This window comes from Roseburia sp. AM23-20, from assembly GCF_003470905.1.
GTDB lineage: Bacteria > Bacillota > Clostridia > Lachnospirales > Lachnospiraceae > Roseburia > Roseburia rectibacter.
Genome location: NZ_QRHS01000033.1, coordinates 18,168 through 35,195, shown reverse-complemented (window position 1 = coordinate 35,195; position 17,028 = coordinate 18,168). Strand labels below are relative to the sequence as shown.

16 protein-coding genes and 1 pseudogene are annotated in these 17,028 nt (G+C 43.6%); all 17 read right to left on the bottom strand.

The window, feature by feature from the left end:
• Positions 1-149: 149 nt before the first annotated feature.
• The 17 genes and pseudogenes from DW650_RS17695 to DW650_RS17615 all read right to left on the bottom strand — a co-directional run bounded on the left by DW650_RS17695 (position 150) and on the right by DW650_RS17615 (position 16,973).
• Positions 150-1,202 carry an ABC transporter substrate-binding protein gene (locus DW650_RS17695; RefSeq protein ID WP_118210240.1) on the bottom strand — a complete coding sequence of 351 codons (1,053 nt, stop codon included), beginning with the start codon at positions 1,200-1,202 and terminating at the stop codon, positions 150-152.
• 55 nt (positions 1,203-1,257) lie between these two features.
• Positions 1,258-2,115, bottom strand: coding sequence for an ABC transporter permease (locus DW650_RS17690; RefSeq protein WP_117922642.1), 858 nt, complete (start codon positions 2,113-2,115; stop codon positions 1,258-1,260).
• Positions 2,096-2,869, bottom strand: coding sequence for an ABC transporter ATP-binding protein (locus DW650_RS17685; protein ID WP_118210237.1), 774 nt, complete (start codon positions 2,867-2,869; stop codon positions 2,096-2,098). Before DW650_RS17685 ends, DW650_RS17690 begins: the two co-directional genes overlap by 20 nt.
• Before the next feature lie 132 nt (positions 2,870-3,001).
• Complete coding sequence (locus DW650_RS17680; protein ID WP_118210236.1) at positions 3,002-3,877, bottom strand: magnesium transporter CorA family protein; 876 nt, start codon at positions 3,875-3,877, stop codon at positions 3,002-3,004.
• 3 nt (positions 3,878-3,880) lie between these two features.
• Positions 3,881-4,483, bottom strand: coding sequence for a cytidylate kinase-like family protein (locus tag DW650_RS17675; protein WP_199654278.1), 603 nt, complete (start codon positions 4,481-4,483; stop codon positions 3,881-3,883).
• Positions 4,484-4,558: 75 nt separating this feature from the next.
• Entirely contained in the window at positions 4,559-7,312 is a 2,754-nt protein-coding gene (locus DW650_RS17670) for an ABC transporter permease (RefSeq protein WP_243102965.1), read from the bottom strand.
• 6 nt (positions 7,313-7,318) lie between these two features.
• Complete coding sequence (locus tag DW650_RS17665) at positions 7,319-8,023, bottom strand: ABC transporter ATP-binding protein (protein WP_118210234.1); 705 nt, start codon at positions 8,021-8,023, stop codon at positions 7,319-7,321.
• 144 nt (positions 8,024-8,167) lie between these two features.
• Positions 8,168-8,317, bottom strand: coding sequence for a hypothetical protein (locus DW650_RS19595; RefSeq protein ID WP_158576230.1), 150 nt, complete (start codon positions 8,315-8,317; stop codon positions 8,168-8,170).
• 222 nt (positions 8,318-8,539) lie between these two features.
• Positions 8,540-8,773 (bottom strand): hypothetical protein, encoded by a 234-nt coding sequence (locus DW650_RS17660; RefSeq protein ID WP_117922392.1) that lies wholly within the window; start codon positions 8,771-8,773, stop codon positions 8,540-8,542.
• A gap of 151 nt (positions 8,774-8,924) precedes the next feature.
• The gene (gene sufU / locus DW650_RS17655) at positions 8,925-9,350 is read right to left on the bottom strand and encodes a Fe-S cluster assembly sulfur transfer protein SufU (protein ID WP_118210233.1); all 426 of its coding nucleotides are present in this window, start codon (positions 9,348-9,350) and stop codon (positions 8,925-8,927) included.
• Positions 9,340-10,551 (bottom strand): aminotransferase class V-fold PLP-dependent enzyme, encoded by a 1,212-nt coding sequence (locus DW650_RS17650; protein ID WP_118210232.1) that lies wholly within the window; start codon positions 10,549-10,551, stop codon positions 9,340-9,342. Before DW650_RS17650 ends, sufU begins: the two co-directional genes overlap by 11 nt.
• A gap of 39 nt (positions 10,552-10,590) precedes the next feature.
• Positions 10,591-11,664, bottom strand: coding sequence for a SufB/SufD family protein (locus DW650_RS17645; RefSeq protein ID WP_118210231.1), 1,074 nt, complete (start codon positions 11,662-11,664; stop codon positions 10,591-10,593).
• A complete protein-coding gene (gene sufB / locus DW650_RS17640) occupies positions 11,664-13,070 on the bottom strand; it encodes a Fe-S cluster assembly protein SufB (RefSeq protein ID WP_118210230.1) in 1,407 nt (468 codons plus the stop codon). Before sufB ends, DW650_RS17645 begins: the two co-directional genes overlap by 1 nt.
• A gap of 137 nt (positions 13,071-13,207) precedes the next feature.
• Positions 13,208-13,951 (bottom strand): Fe-S cluster assembly ATPase SufC, encoded by a 744-nt coding sequence (gene sufC, locus DW650_RS17635; protein WP_186899303.1) that lies wholly within the window; start codon positions 13,949-13,951, stop codon positions 13,208-13,210.
• A 228-nt stretch (positions 13,952-14,179) separates the two neighbouring features.
• The gene (gene eno / locus DW650_RS17630; RefSeq protein WP_118210229.1) at positions 14,180-15,475 is read right to left on the bottom strand and encodes a phosphopyruvate hydratase; all 1,296 of its coding nucleotides are present in this window, start codon (positions 15,473-15,475) and stop codon (positions 14,180-14,182) included.
• Between the two features lie 241 nt (positions 15,476-15,716).
• Positions 15,717-15,977, bottom strand: a pseudogene (locus DW650_RS17625) (ABC transporter ATP-binding protein); the annotation flags it as partial.
• Between the two features lie 174 nt (positions 15,978-16,151).
• The gene (locus tag DW650_RS17615) at positions 16,152-16,973 is read right to left on the bottom strand and encodes an alpha/beta hydrolase (RefSeq protein ID WP_118210228.1); all 822 of its coding nucleotides are present in this window, start codon (positions 16,971-16,973) and stop codon (positions 16,152-16,154) included.
• Positions 16,974-17,028: the final 55 nt, after the last annotated feature.

The window sequence follows — 17,028 nt, the reverse complement described above, 5'->3', positions numbered from 1 at the left end:
AAATCAGGCATACTTAGACTTTCTTATTTTCGGACAACGGAACAAAACACTCCCGGCTTAATGCAATTTGCCAATCGTAAACCCCCGTAACCACCCTACACAGGGAAACTCATGTCACTCACAAACCAGCATTTGTCAGATAACTAATTTCAATCCGTATTGTTCTGTGCATTGTAAACGAACTGCATATCCACCAGTTCTTCATACTGGTAAGTCCCCTGATATACATCCGATGCAATGGATACTTCCATATCATTTTTTACTGCTTCCTGCGTGATCACACCATCCATGCTCCAAAGTTCATCTGCATAGGCGCGGTCGATCACGGCTTCTATATCTTCTGGCGGTGTGGTCGGAAATTCTTTTTCTGCAGCCCGGACTGCGATCTCCTTATCCTGCGCCGCAGTCAGAGATTTTAACATCGCATTCACAAAGTGCTGTACTGTTTCCGGATCATTGCTGATTGTCGATTCCGCTACACTTAAAACAGAGTAAGCATAATCTCCTAAATCTGTAAACTGGTAAAATGCATCTGTCCATACCCCCTGCTTCATCCCATCTACAATCTGGGGTTCTGCTGCCCAGGAAATATCTGCCTGACCGCTCTGCACCACAGCAACGGAAGTTGACATGTCTGCCGGCTCTACCATCACAACATCACGATCCGGATCAAGTCCGAGTGAAAGCAAAAGATAGCGCACGCATAAATTTGGGCTGCCGCCAAATCTGCCGGAATTGATCTTCTTGCCTTTGAAATATTGTGCAAGTTCTTCATCCGTATTTCCAGTATATTCTTCACCGACTGCTGCACACAGGTACACATTTGCACGGTTTACACAGTTGCAGACGGCAATTACCGGGTCAGGGCAGTTTCCGGATGCATTCGGGATCGCATTCGAATCCACTCCACCGATCACGCCCCATGCATCCCCGCTCATCACAGATGTCACATGCGAGCCGCCCGTAGCCTGTATCACCTCCACATCAAGTCCTTCCTCCTCAAAAAATCCCTCCTGCTGCCCAACATAAAGTGGAAGATACCCGATCGAATGTAACGGCTCTGCGATCACAATCTTCTTTAGCGCCTCACTCTCCTGCCCTGCCTTATCATCACCGCAGGCTGTCGCCAATAGCACGGCAGCAAATAAAACGCATCCAAAACAACTAAACCATTTCCTTTTTAATATTTTTCTTGTTAACATCTCTGCCTGTTTTCTCTTTTTCATATAATATGGCTTTACGTGCCAAAAGGTGTCTTTACGCCTTACGGTAAATGGCAAGATGTTCCGTCATCCATTTTTCCAGTTCCACCACCGCAAGGTACATTACCATTGCAAGCAGTGACAGCACGATCACCCCAACCCACACTAATGTAGTATCTAAAATAGTGCCCGCATAGATGACCATTCTTCCAAGTCCATGCCCAGATGCGATAAATTCCCCGACGATCGCACCTGCGAGCGCCAAAGAAATATTGATCCGGAGGCTCCCAAGCATCCAGGGAAGCACTGCCGGAACCACAACTTTACCAAAAACCTGCCACCTGGTGGCACCAAGTGAATAAAGCAAAGTTTCCATCGACTCATCCACATTTTCGACGCCGCTGACTGTCGCAAGCGCACATGATATTACTGTCATTAAAAATGCCAGGATTACTTTGGATGAAAAACCGATACCAAACAGCACGATTAAAATTGGTGCAAGTGCCAGCTTTGGCACTGCATTAAACATCACAAGATACGGTTCAAAAATTTTTGCAAATGTCTTTGACCACCAGAATGACAATCCTAACACTGCGCCGCCTAACGTTCCTGCCAGAAAACCACCGATCGTAGACATAGATGTAAAATAGATGTCATATGCAAGATTTTTTTCTTTCCACTGAACGATCGCTGTCCGTACGATCAATGAAGGAGAACTCCAGTAATAATCATCGATCCATCCACACATAGCACTCACTTCCCAAAGGATTAAAATTGCAATTCCAAATAAAATCCTTCCTGTCCGGATGCCTTTTTTCTGTTTTTTCTGCCTTAATTTTTCCTTTCCGTCTGACTGCATTGCCCCAACGGATTTCGGCTCATAATAATATGCTTCATACGCCTTTTTTTCCATCAGACATTCCTCCTGTCAAATGCTGTTTTAAATCCCAGAAATCAGCTTCCAGCATATCTTCCTGCTTTCTTGGACGTTTTAAGTTAACATTGATTTTTTCTTTTACGTAACCAGGCCGTTCCGAAAAAACATAAATGATATCCGACAGATAAATTGCCTCATCGATATCATGCGTCACAAATAAGACTGTTTTATGAAAATCTTCCCAGATCTCTAACAGCCAGTTTTGCATGGACTGTCTTGTCTGCGCATCCAGTGCGCCAAACGGCTCATCTAACAAAATGATCTCCCGGTCATACAAAAGCGTGCGAAGAAGTGCTGCTCTCTGCCTCATTCCACCGGACAGTTCGCACGGATAATTTTTTTCAAATCCCAAAAGTCCATACTTTTCCATCAGGGGCAGTGCCTGTTTTCTCGCTTCCCTCTTCGGCACACCCTTGATTTCAAGTCCCAAAATAATATTGTCGATGATCGTACGCCACGGAAGAAGCATATCTTTTTGCAGCATATAACCAACATAGCCCTTTTCCCCTAAAATGCTTTTCCCGCCGATCGTAATATCTCCCGATGTCGGTGGCAGAAGTCCTGCCACAATGTTAAACAGCGTCGACTTTCCACACCCGCTCGGCCCAATGATCGAAACGAATTTCCCATGTGGTATGGAAAGGTCTATCGGTCGTAATATCTGACGCATTTCCCCATTATTATAAAAGCATTTTGTAATGCCTGAAATTTTTATATCTTCATAAGCCATAACAGCAGCTTCTCTAACTCATTCTTATTGTAATATATTCATATATCCGGCACTTTGACATATAAAAATCCGGAAACAGAGGATCATCCCCCATTTCCGGATCACACACAAATTCTCTTAAAATATTTTCTCTTAAAGCATTTTCTTTTTCTTAAAATATACGATCTCACCTGCAATGATAAATATACTGGCAATGATCACAACCGGATATGCATACTTCCATCGGAACTCCGGCATATTGGGGAAATTCATTCCGTACCATCCTGCGATCAATGTCAAAGGAAGAAAGATCGTTGTGACAACCGTCAGGATACTCATGACTTTATTCTGCTGAACATCGATCAATGACTGGTATAACTCACGGATCTGTACCAGATACTCTCTCAAAAGTTCTACATGGTCATGCAGACGTTCCACACGGTTTGCATAGAGCTGCCAGAGTGACTGCTCCTTATCTGTCAGTATCTGTCCAAAATCACTCTGCATGGCATCTGCCAGATTTACAAGCTGCTCGTAATAAGCATGATACGCCGAAAAGCGTTTCCGGTACCGGAGTATGATCTCATAAAAATGTTCCGGAATCTTTTTTAACAGTTCTTCCTCGATCGAAGCTAATTTTTCTTCCTGCTGCTGCAGATAGATCACATCATCCTCGATCAGCATTTCAAAGATCATGACAAGAAGCTGATTCATACTTATTTCTTCCGGTATGACTTTTTCCAGTTTTCCCAGACATGTCTTTAAAAAACTGCCATCCTCGATCAGTAACAGTTCATCGCCCCTCAGATAAAATCCAAATACAATATAAGTTATTTCACCTTTTAATACGCGCGGTATCTTCATTGTCCCAAACAGACAGTCTCCATAATTTTCCGCCTTACAATACTGCACCGGATTCATACTGCGGTAAAGATTCCGCTTGTGAGGATATTGCCCCTCTAGCTCCTTAAATTCTGCTGTTGACATCAGACAGATTTTTTTTTCACTGTTTAAATGATATTCCTGCATGTTTTATTTTACCAGTTTTGCGATCACCTTCACCAGCGCTTCAATATCAGCACCGGACGTATTGATACACAGGTCATAATTTAATTTGTCCCCCCAGGTCTGTCCGGTAAAAAACTGATAATATTTCGAACGTTTTTTATCCACATCCTGAATATGACGTCTTAACTCTTTATCCGTAAAATGTTCCTGCTCCGGTGCACGTTTTCTGCAGCGTTCCATACGCGATTCTATGTCTGCATAAATAAACAGACGCAGCGGATCTTTATCACGCAGGATATAGTCTGCACTTCTTCCGACAATTACGCAGTCTGATTTTTCTGCAAGTTCCTGCACCAAAAGGCTCTGCTCCCTGTAAACCGCATTGTTCTGCTCCATCACCGGGTCCACGCCCATATAAAAAGTTCTTCCGATCGTGATCGGCATCAGCGTGGAAGGACTGTTTTCCATTACATGCTGTACATAACCTTCTGCAAGTTTTGTCCGCTTCGCAATCTCTGTAATGATCTCATTATCATAATAGGCGATTCCCAGTTCATCCGAAAGTCTCTTTCCAACCTCACGTCCGCCACTGCCAAATTCACGCCCGATCGTTATAATTTTTCCCATATGTATCATCTCCTGATTCGTCATTTTTTATAAATAGACTATAACACTTTCCCACATTAACGTCCAACTCTATTTTTAATCAACGCTCTTTAAAGATTCCGTCATACTGATCGCATCGATCTTCTTTCGCATCAGGCGGTCCACAAACCAGGTAAATACCATGGTCAGCACCAGACTGTATAAAAAGCTGATCTGTTTTACATGCACATCAAAAGACACCATATCCACAACGATCTGGCTCATGACAAACCGGTGCAGAAATATGCCAAGCACAAGTCCTACAAGTGCGCCAAGAAATGTAAGGATCGTGTTTTCCCGGAAAACATATGCTGCTGTCTCATTCTCATAAAAACCAAGCACCTCGATCGTTGCGATCTCACGCACACGCTCTGTAATATTAATATTCGTCAGGTTATATAAAACAATAAATGCAAGTCCCGCTGCACACAGAATGATGACAGCAACGATCAGATCCATACTGCTCATCATACTTGAAAAACGTTCCATATCATCCTGTGAAATATTTACCGCTGCCACATCCGCCATCGCCATTAACGCTGTTCCAAGTAAATGCGCATCTGTACCCTCGGAAACAGACACAAATGCCGTCTTATATTCCGGTTCTGCTTTCATCTGTTCCGCGTAAGTATCTGCCGACAGATACACATAATTATATACAAAATTCTCACAGACACCGCTTACCGTCACCTTAAGCGTTTTCATATCGGAATCCTGCAGTGTCACGGTATCCCCTGTCTTTATTCCAAGTTCATCTGCCACTTTCGCTGAAATAACCGTCTCTCCCTTTTGTGGAAATGCGATCGGCTCCTTTTTTTCCGTATGTAAGTTGATAAACGGCGTTATATCCGAATCCGGATCTGCCATAATAAGGCTGACAGATTTCGTCTTTTCCTCACCGACTAAATCCATGCTCTTTTCTGCCACAAACACAAAGTTTTTTACACCGTCTTTTTCTTTATTTTCCAGTTCATCTTTCTGTTTCTGTGCAACAGACGATGAATAGGTAATCCCGATATCATAAGTCTGTATCTGCGTATACTGCTGCGTTATGATCCCCGTCACGGAATCACGTACCCCGAATCCGGTTACTAAAAGTGCACTGCATCCGCTGATCCCCACGACCATCATAAAAAATCTTTTTTTATACCGGAAAATGTTCCGCATTGACACTTTCTGCAGAAACTTAAGCCTCTTCCAGATAAACGGCAGATATTCGAGAAATACACGTTTTCCGGCTTTCGGTGTCTTCGGACGCATCAGTTCTGCCGCAACCTCCGTCAGTTCCCGCCGGACAGATACAAATGTTGTGCCAACAGAGCAAATAAGCGATACGGTCACGGAAATGACTGCTAATTTCCAGTCAAACACATACACTAACGACTCCATCTTATAGAGCATGCCATACGCATACCAGATTACTTTCGGAAACATTACAGTTCCAAGCGCAAATCCAGCCACGCAGCCGGTCAGTGCTGCCGATCCGGAATAAAACATATATTTTGCCATGATCGTATGCTCACTGTAACCTAATGCCTTTAAAACACCGATCTGCGTCCGCTGTTCTTCCACCATACGGTTCATCGTTGTCACACAGACTAGCGCTGCTACCAGGAAGAAGAAAATCGGAAACACATCCGCAACTCCGTCGACGATACCGGAATCACTTTCAAAACATACATAACCAACATTCGTATCACGCCCAAGCACATAGGTATCCGGCTCTTTTAATTCCTGCAGCGTCTTTTCCCCATCGCTGATCTTTTTTTCAGCTTTTTCTATCTCTTTATTGTAAGTCGAAAGCCCGTCCTCATATTCCTTTTTCCCATCCTCATACTGCTTCTTTGCATTGGATAATTCCGCTTCTTTTTCTGCGATCTGTGTTTTGGATTCTTCTAACTGTTTTTTTGCATTTGCAAGCTGCTTTTCGCCGTCTTCGATCTGGCTTTTCGCATCGTCTAATTGTATTTTCGCATCGTCAAGCTGACTCTTCGTCTCTTCTTTTTTCTCTGCAAGCTGTTTTTTTCCATCCAAAAGTTTCGTCTCTGCTTCCGAACGTACCGTCTGATAGCGTTCTGCTGCAAGATCCTCTGCCAGTGTTTCCCACGCATCCTGTTTCTGGTTTATGTAAGCATCATATTCTTCGCTGTACAGTGGAAAATCGCTGTCAAATTTCACATAGACTTCCGTATAATAATCATCCGCAAATCCTTCTGGCAAAAGATAGGCAAATCCGCTTACCCTGCCATTGCCAAGCGATGTGCTTCCACGCTCAAACTGCGAATACAATGGTGACTGCACAATTCCGGTAATCTTGTACTCCCTGCTCGAAAAATGTTCCAGATCATCCGTATCATTGTTCCCGGAAAGTTTGATCGTTTTTCCGATCATGGATGCATCATAAAGATTGGAATCCACCACACATTCCGATGCATTTTCCGGCAATTTTCCATCCACGAGCACCAGACGGTTGACATTCTCCGTGATGCTGTGCATTTTTATGACACGCTCTTTCCCACCGCTCTCACAGATAATATCAAACGTGACTGCTCCTTCTGCTGCCCTTACATCTTTTTGCTTTTGTATCGTTTCCACTTCGTCCTCTGAAAAACCGACCGTAGAGATCAGGCGGTAATCATAAAGAGATGTCTTATCAAAATAACGCTGTGCCGTTTCTAACATTGCAGGCTGTGTTACCTTAAGTCCCGCAAAAAATCCCACTCCCAATGCAACGATAGCAAGGATGGCTAAAAATCTGCCAAGGCTTTCTCTAATTTCCCTGAATGTTGATTTCCATATCATTGATCTCATAACCATCTACCACTCTATATCTGCAATATCTGCAATGTGCTCATTTTTTCCCATGGACACGACCGTTCCGCTCTTTACCGTAATGATGCGGTCTGCCATCGCTGTCAGTGCCTGATTATGTGTGATAACAACAACCGTCTTTCCTTTTTCGCGGCAGGTATCCTGCAATAATTTTAAAACTGCTTTTCCGGTATTGTAATCGAGTGCCCCGGTCGGTTCATCACAGAGTAAGAGCTTTGGATTTTTGGCAAGTGCACGTGCGATCGCCACGCGCTGCTGTTCTCCACCGGAAAGCTGTGCCGGGAAATTGGATAAACGATCCTTTAATCCGACTTCCTCAAGCACTTTTGCTGCCGGAAGCGGATCTTTACAGATCTGTGCAGCTAATTCAACGTTTTCAAGTGCTGTCAGATTCTGTACGAGGTTGTAAAACTGAAACACAAATCCAATGTCAAAACGCCGGTAGGAAGTAAGCTGTTTTTTGTCGTAGCCTGAAATTTCCTGTCCGTCTAAAAATACCTGTCCACTGCTTAAGGTATCCATTCCTCCTAAAATATTTAAAATAGTAGTTTTTCCGGCGCCGGATGCACCGACGATGACGCAGAATTCTCCTTTTTCGATCTCAAAGTTAACGTCGTGGAGAGCAGTGATATCAAGTTCACCGGTATGGTAGATTTTGCCCACGTTCGAAAAGGTTACAAATGATGGCATGTGATAAGTCCTCTCTTGTTGTGTATGAATTACTTCTATAAACTATAAAAAGTGTAAACCGTCAGGACTTATTTTGCAAATAAAATGTTTCTAAAAAATCCGCTGACACCATTTTCATCTGCTTCTGTTTTTCCAGAATATTTTTCAGGTATTTATCGGCTGTTTCCCTGTCTGCAAACATTTCAAGGTTATCGCAGTTCCGCTCTGGCATACTGCTTCTGTCCCTGACGGCATATTTTTTCTTATGATTTTTCCATACTTCTCTATAAATATCTCTAATTCCTGAATCGTCATTGTGTTTTCCTCTTAGTCGCGATTAAGATTAGGAACTATGTCCTTACACTGATATATTGTCACAAAAATCATTTCGGTTCACGTTAATACGCGGAAATATAAATGCGGAAATATATCAAATGATTTTGATATATTTCCGCATAAATCTGCTGCACTTACATTAGTATTTTACCGCGCCTTCTGTCGGCTATATCTTTCTGATCTTATTTCACACACCCTGCTTCACACTGCAAATCCGGAAAACGACAATTCTGCCCCATCTGCAACCCTGCTGCAGATATTGACTGCCCTGCCCATCACACCGGAAAACTCGTCATCTTTTGTGATCACTTTCATGTACATATGATCACCGTTTACTTCCACGCTCTCCACATCCTCGATCTCTCTCATCTCACGTTCTACTTCTGCCACCTGTGCTTTTGTCAGCTTCTTTGACAAATGATAATATCTTCCCATCAGAACCTCCATTTCCTGCGCATTCTTTGCACACAATCTGTTTTGAACCGTTCCAGAACAATTGGATACGTCATTCATAACTTTTGTTAGTTGTTTCTAATTGTTTATATTATACCCCTGTCAGAAGAAGATGGCGCACGAATAAGTGAGATTATTTATCATTTAACATTTCTTCCATCGTGTGCCAGCCAAGCACCGCACATTTTACACGGGCAGGCATATGAGAGATATCCTGAAGCGAGGATGCCTCCTCAAGTCTGTCAATTTCCTCCGGTGTCGCTTCATCATGAATCATTTTTAAAAATATATCCGAAAGTTCCAGTGCCTCCTCTTTTGTTCTTCCGATGATAAGATCAAGCATCATGTCCGCAGAAGCCTGTGAAACAGCACACCCGCTTCCGGCAAATGCGCCATCCGTTATTTTTCCATCTTCCACCTTAAGCTGAAGTACAATATCATCTCCACAGCTTGGATTCACACCTTCTAATGCAAAATTTGCATCCTTTAAAACCTGCTTATGCAGCGGATGTAAGTTGTGCTCTGTCAGAATCGTATTGTAAAAACTTCTACTCTCCATATCCCATCCTCCTTCGAACGCCGGCAAGACAGTCTAAGAAACGTTCGATATCTTTTTTGTCATTATAAAATGCCAGACTGACACGCGCAGATGACGGCACACCGAGATGTTTTAACAACGGCTGTGCGCAGTGGTGTCCTGCACGGACTGCAATCTGACTGTCATCTAAAATAGAAGCAATATCGTGCGGATGTACACCATCTATCACAAAACTTAAAATACCACCATGTTCCTCCGGTTTGCTGCTTCCTAAGATATGCACATACGGAATCTGATCCATGCCATCAAATAACATTTTTGTCAGCTTTTCTTCCCGCTTTTGAATCGTATCCATTCCGATGTCATTCATATAATCAATAGCTGCCGCAAGTCCGGCGGCTCCTGCCCCATTGACCGTTCCAGCTTCAAATTTATGTGGCAGTTCAGCGTAAACTGCCCCAGTTCTTGTCACCGTCTCGATCATCTCTCCACCTGTTAAAAATGGCGGCATTTCCTCTAACAGTGCTTCTTTCCCGTAAAGCACACCGATTCCCATCGGCGCCATCATTTTATGACCGGAAAATGCAAGAAAGTCAGCGTCCATCGCCGTGACATCCACATTTTCATGCAAAACTGCCTGTGCGGCATCCACTAACACCACACCGCCTTTTTCATGCACCATTTTTATGATTTTTTTCACCGGATTTCGTCTGCCAAGGACATTTGAGACCAGTCCTATCGCTGCAAACTTTGTTTTTTCACCGATGGCATTTGAAATTGCCTCATCTGTAAGGCTTCCGTCCTGTTCACAATCCAGATAAACAAGTTTTGCACCTGTCCTTTCCGCCACCATCTGCCATGGAAGCAGATTGCTGTGATGTTCCATAATTGTGACAAGGATCTCATCCCCTGTTTTTAAATTGGAAAGTCCATAGCTGTATGCCACAAGATTGATACTCTCCGTCGTATTTCTGGTAAAAATGATCTCCCGTTCACTTTTTGCATGAATAAAATCACGCACCTTTTCCCTTGCAGACTCATACTGTTCTGTCGCTGCAAGACCAAGCGAATAAAGTCCCCGCAGGGGATTTGCATTGTATTTTTCATAAAATTCCTGCTCTGCCAAAAGTACCTTTTCCGGTCGCTGTGCGGTTGCAGCATTATCTAAATATACCAGCTGATTGTCTCTTAACAGTGGAAAATCTTTTTTATAATCAGGCATCTTTATCATCCTCCTTCCATATCCGGATGCTGTTTGCGATCATTGTGCATCCAGCATCATCTGGATTTCTTTTTGTATCTCCTCTGACGGGATTTTTGCACAGAGTGCATCAACCCTTGCACGCGCCACAAGACGTTTTGCCTCTTCGCTGTCGAACCCTCTGCTTGCTAAATAAAAGAGCATCTGCTCATCAAGTCTTCCGATCGTCGCACCGTGGCTTCCTTCCACATCTTCTTCCCCACAGAGAATCAATGGTATTGTCTGATTTTCGACACCCTCATCGATCAAAAGCACATCCTCGCTCTCCGCACCTTTCGCACCGGCACATCCTGTGATAAAATCAATCGTTCCGCGGAACAGTTTTTTTGCATTTCCTTTTAAAATGCCGTTTGCATCCATCTGGCTTTCTGTCTTTTTCCCAATATGTCTTGCCACATAGTTCATGTCATAACGGTCATTCCCATCCGCAAGATATCCAATGTCTGCCCGAAATGTACTGTGTGCACCGGCAAGTTCCATCTGACATCCCGCATACAGATCTTTTGCACCAAGCTGCATCTGAAGCAGTTCCACCGATGTATCTTTTTCGCATGCACCGCCGATATCAAGCAGGGCACATGCATTTTTACCTAAAAGCTGTGCGGCATATATTTTTACTTTTGCTCCCTCTTTCGCATCAACCAGTAACTGGTGTATCACTGTCCCACTGCTATTTTTATCAGAGGAAAATATAAAAATGACTTCTATTTCGCTGTCTTTTTCAGCTATAATCTGCATGCGGTTAAAGTAATTTTTTTCTGCATCATACTGATATGAAATAACAACCGGACTTTTTATCTGTACATTTTCTTCGATCCGAAGTGTATCTGCCATATCCTGACTGCCCAGTTCTGATATCTGCGCTCCCATTCCGGTTTTGATTCCTTTTTTTATTTCCCTTTTTTCAAAACTTACACCCTCCGGCAGCTTTCCGTTACTATTATCCGAAGTCTCCACCCCAACTTGCGGTATGCATGGGATGGCATCTGTAACTGCCGTAACCTGTGATTCATTCATCTTAAGCCAGTTCCATGTCTTTGCCGGAAGCTCATTTATAATCCATTCTTTTTCCATCAGCCTATGCTCCCTTCCATCTCAAGCTGGATCAGATTGTTCATTTCCAGTGCATATTCCAGTGGCAGTTCTTTCGATACATCATCCGCAAATCCGCTGACGATCATTGAGCGTGCCTCCTGCTCACTGATGCCGCGTGACATCAGATAAAAAACTGCGTCATCACTGATCCTGCCGATTTTTGCTTCATGCCCGACATCCGCCATAGCGGTTTTGATATCCATTGCCGGGATTGTATCTGATCTTGAAATACCATCCAGCATAAGAGATTCACAGGATACTGCCGCCTTACTGTTTTTCGCTTCTTTTCCAATGACTACAGAACTGCGGAATGTACTGATTCCTCCATCTTTTGAGATTGATTTTGTATTGATGCAGGAAGAAGTATCCGGCGCGTTCTGCACTACTTTTGCACCGGTATCAAGGTTCTGCCCTTTACCGGCAAACGTGATGCCGGTAAATTCCATGTGTGCACCTTTTCCATTTAAAATACTCATCGGATAAAGATACGACGTATGGGAACCAAAAGAACCTGACACCCACTCGATCGTTCCGCCCTCCTCGACTAACGCACGTTTCGTATTCAGGTTGTACATATTTTTTGACCAGTTCTCGATCGTAGAATAACGCAGCTTTGCATTTTTATGAACAAATAATTCCACACATCCTGCATGCAGGTTTGCCAAATTATAACGCGGTGCAGAACACCCTTCGATAAAATGCAGATATGCGCCTTCATCCACGATGATCAGCGTATGTTCAAACTGTCCTGCTCCCGGTGCATTCGGTCTGAAATATGACTGCAATGGGAAGTCTAAGGACACTCCGGGTGGCACATAGACAAACGATCCTCCAGACCAGACGGCTCCGTGCAGTGCCGCAAATTTGTGGTCATTCGGTTTGACCAGTTTCATAAAATGTCTGCGGATCATGTCGGCATATTCGCCCTTCATCGCACTCTCAATGTCACTGTATACAACTCCCTGTGCTTCCACTTCCGCTTTCACATGATGGTAGACCATCTCAGAATCATACTGCGCTCCGACACCTGCCAATGATTTTCGCTCCGCTTCCGGTATTCCAAGTCGTTCAAACGTATCTTTGATCTCTCCCGGCACTTCCGACCATTTTCCGCGCATCTGTGTTTTCGGCCGCACATAAGTCTCAATGTGATCCATATCAAGTCCGTCGATCGGTGGTCCCCAGTCCGGGATTTTCATCTGTCTGTAAATCTGAAGTGATTTCATCCGGAACTCACGCATCCACACCGGATCATCTTTTTCATCTGAAATTTTACGCACGATCTCTTCCGTCAGTCCCGCTTCCATATGGTATGCATCTTTATCATCATTCCGGATATCATAAATCGTGCGGTCGATATCCGCTACATAAGTTTTTTCTTTCATGATCATCCTCATTTCTATCACGGTTTATTTTTTGCACTGTTTTCTGCTCTATTGCAGCTTACTTTTCACACTGTTTTCAGATTATATCGCAGCTTATTTTTCACACTATCTTTATTCCTGCTGACCATAATTTATTTTTACGCCAGATAGTCTTTATATCCTTCGCGGTTGATCTTGTCCACCAGGCTTCCATCCCCGGTCGCAACAATCTGCCCATCCACCATGATATGTGTATAATCCACGTGCAGATGCTCTAAGATCCTGGTGCTGTGTGTGATGATCAATAGTCCTTTGTCATTATTTTTCCGGTATTCCTCAATGCCTGCCGAAACGAGACGTACCGCATCCACATCCAGTCCGGAATCTGTTTCGTCCAAAATTGCAAGTTCTGGTTTTAACAGCATCATCTGTAAAATCTCCGTTTTCTTTTTCTCTCCACCAGAAAATCCAACGTTTAATGCACGGCTTTTATAGGACTCATCCATCTGCAAAATCTTCATTGCAGCATCCACTTCTTTCATAAATGTCCAGATCCGCACTTTATCTCCCCGCCGTTTGCGCACTGCATTATTTAAAAAGGAATCCAGTGCCAGTCCCGGTACTTCGAGTGGCTCCTGAAATGACAGGAAAATTCCGTCCTGCGCTCTCTTATCCGCCGGTTCCTCTGTGATATCTTTTCCGAGGAATTCAATGATTCCCCCTTTAACTTGATATTTCGGATTGCCCATCAGCACATAGCCAAGTGTCGATTTTCCGGCTCCATTCGGTCCCATCAGCACATGCGTCTCACCACGTTTTATCTCCAGATTGACATGGTGCAGCAGTTCTTTGTCCTCCACACCCACAGTCAGATCTTTTATCTTTAACATTGATCTATCCATCAATCATACCCCTTTCTTTCACATTTTTATTTCCTAGTATTTTAGTAGGATATTGTAAAAATATTATACCGCTATTTATTTTTGAATACAAGCGATTGCAGGGGTTGTAATTGAGAGTGTTTTTCAATAAGAGAATTGGAATAAAAAGAACGCCAAAAGCCATCCCTGACCTTTCGCGTCCTTTCCATGATACAGAGGAGAAAATAAATTATAATATGAATAAATTTCTTATTTTACATTAAATGCACCCATTCCCGGATACACTGCTGCACTTCCAAGTTCCTCCTCAATGCGGAGAAGCTGGTTGTATTTTGTAACACGCTCCGTTCTGCTCGGTGCACCGGTCTTGATCTGACAGGTATTTAATGCCACAGCAAGATCTGCGATCGTGGTGTCTTCCGTCTCACCGGAACGGTGGGAAGAAATTGCCGTATAACCTGCTTTATGAGCCATCTTGATTGCCTCTAAAGTCTCGGATACGGAACCGATCTGATTTAACTTGATCAGAATGGCATTGCCACAGCCATTGTCGATACCTTTTTTCAGGCGCTCTGTATTGGTTACAAATAAATCGTCTCCGACAAGCTGTACCTTACCGCCAAGTTCTTTGGTCAGAAGTTTCCAGCCATCCCAGTCTTCCTCGTCAAGTGCATCCTCGATGGAAATGATCGGGTATTTTTCAACCAGTTTCTTCCAGTGCTCGATCAGTTCTGCAGAAGTAAATTCGGTGCCCGCCTTTGGCAGTTTATAAAATCCTTTTCCTTTCTCGCTCTTCCACTCGGAGGAAGCTGCATCCATTGCAATTCTGAAATCTCTGCCCGGCTCGTATCCTGCATTTTTCACAGCATCTAATATGTACTCGATTGCCTCTTCATCAGATGCAAGATCCGGTGCAAAACCACCTTCATCACCGACAGAAGTTGCAAGTCCTTTGCTCTTTAACAATGTAGCAAGTGCGTGGAACACTTCCGCACACCAGCGGAGCGCCTCCTTAAAACTCGGTGCACCGACCGGCATGATCATGAACTCCTGCACGTCTACCGTGTTTGCTGCATGTGCACCACCATTTAAAATATTCATCATAGGAACTGGCAGACGGTTGCCTGAAATGCCGCCTAAGAAACGGTAAAGCGGAATATCAAGTGAGATGGAAGCTGCACGTGCCGCTGCAATCGACACTGCTAAGATCGCATTTGCTCCCAGTTTTGATTTATCCTTTGTTCCGTCTGCTGCGATCATCGCTGCATCCACTGCATAAATGTCGCTGGCATCCATTCCAACGATTGTATCATTGATAATTGTATTAATATTTTCAACTGCCTTGGTAACGCCTTTGCCAAGATATCTCGACTTATCGCCGTCGCGAAGCTCTAATGCTTCAAATTCTCCGGTCGATGCACCGCTTGGTGCCATTCCCCTTCCAATGGTACCGTCCACCAAATATACTTCAGCTTCCACGGTAGGATTACCTCTGGAGTCTAAAATCTCTCTTCCGATTACTTTTTCAATCTCTAAATAATTCATTCCCGCTGTCTCCTTTTCCTCATTCGCAGACGATCTTACCGGAATCTGAAAGGTAGCAACTTTCGGATTCCGGGCAGGGGTGTCTGATTCCCCCTGTGATATTCAAAAATGTCCGCGCTTCCACCCGCGTCACTTTTTCTGGTCTGCATGATTTACACTATTGTTAGTTGTATCTAACTATTATTTAGTATAACGAACGTATTTTAAAATTGCAATATGAAAAAGTGAGATGTTTTCTCATTTATTTTTCCAGACGCCATCCTTCTGCACGCTCCCTGATTTTTACGAAATCCTGGTACTTTCCTTTTCTTGCCACAAGTTCTTCATGCGTTCCGCACTCAGCAATGCTTCCGTCATCCACCACTAAAATCTGGTCTGCCTGCTCGATCGTTGCCAGACGATGTGCAATGATAATAATTGTTTTCCCTTTTGTCAGTTCCGTGATCGCAGACTGTATCAAATGTTCATTTTCCGGATCAAGGCTTGCGGTCGCTTCATCTAAGCAGTGTACTCAAGGCGTCCTTCCCGGCAGTGATCGATGCAAAATAATGACCGGTCAGGCTGATACTCGGAGTCATAATATGCCATATGAAAGTCATTGTACGAAAGAATCACACCGGGAAATACCTCATACATGGTGAGTGTTCCCTCTCCCGTACAACTTTTTCCCGTCCCATCAGTTTTTCTCAACTTTAAATCTGTCTGCACTGTCTCCCGTTTTTCTGCCACAAATCTCTGCGATCACTTTTACCCACTCATCCGGGTAAACTGCAAGCAGCTCTTCGTGCTGTAGATCTAACTCATGCAGGATCGGTCTTGCAAAATGCTTTGTATAACGTGCACGGTATTTTTCGCCCATTTTAAGGGCATATAAAATATGTATCTGAGTCCCGGCCGGATCAATCTGATCCGGCAGCGGCGTGATCAGATCAGAGTAAAACTGGTTTTCAACAGTCTTTTTTGTAACGCGGCTCATATCGACATCCGGAGTCTTTATCATATCCATAAATGCCCTGATATAACCATTTTCTTCCGCCATCATCCTGTCCATTTTCTTTTTCATGAAAGGAATTTTTATCTCTCCTTTCGTGATAAACGGATAAAAAACCGGCATCATCAATTTCGTCATCAGCTTTGCCCAGAGTTTTCCGGACTGGTCTAAATCAGAACCGCCTAAAATACCATAATCCATATGGATGTTTCCGCGTGCTGCGAGCAGTCCGACAAAGGAACCACCCAGCGAACAGCCATACGCAGCACAGATATGTCCGTCAAATTCTTTCTTTATGTACTGCTCTATCTTTTCTGTTTCCTCTGTCATCGTTGGAAACTCTGTCTGCTCCGTCTCATCAAATCCATCATAGGAAACACATGCCACCTGAAAATATTCTTCTAACGGCTCTATCACTTTTCCAAAATTTCCTTTCCAGTGACAACAGGTTCCCGGGAAAAGGAAAATAACCGGTTTTTCTTTCTCTCCAAAACAATATACTTCCATAGAATTCTACCTTCTTTAAAATGTTTTTCATATGTTAGTTATTTCTAACTAATTT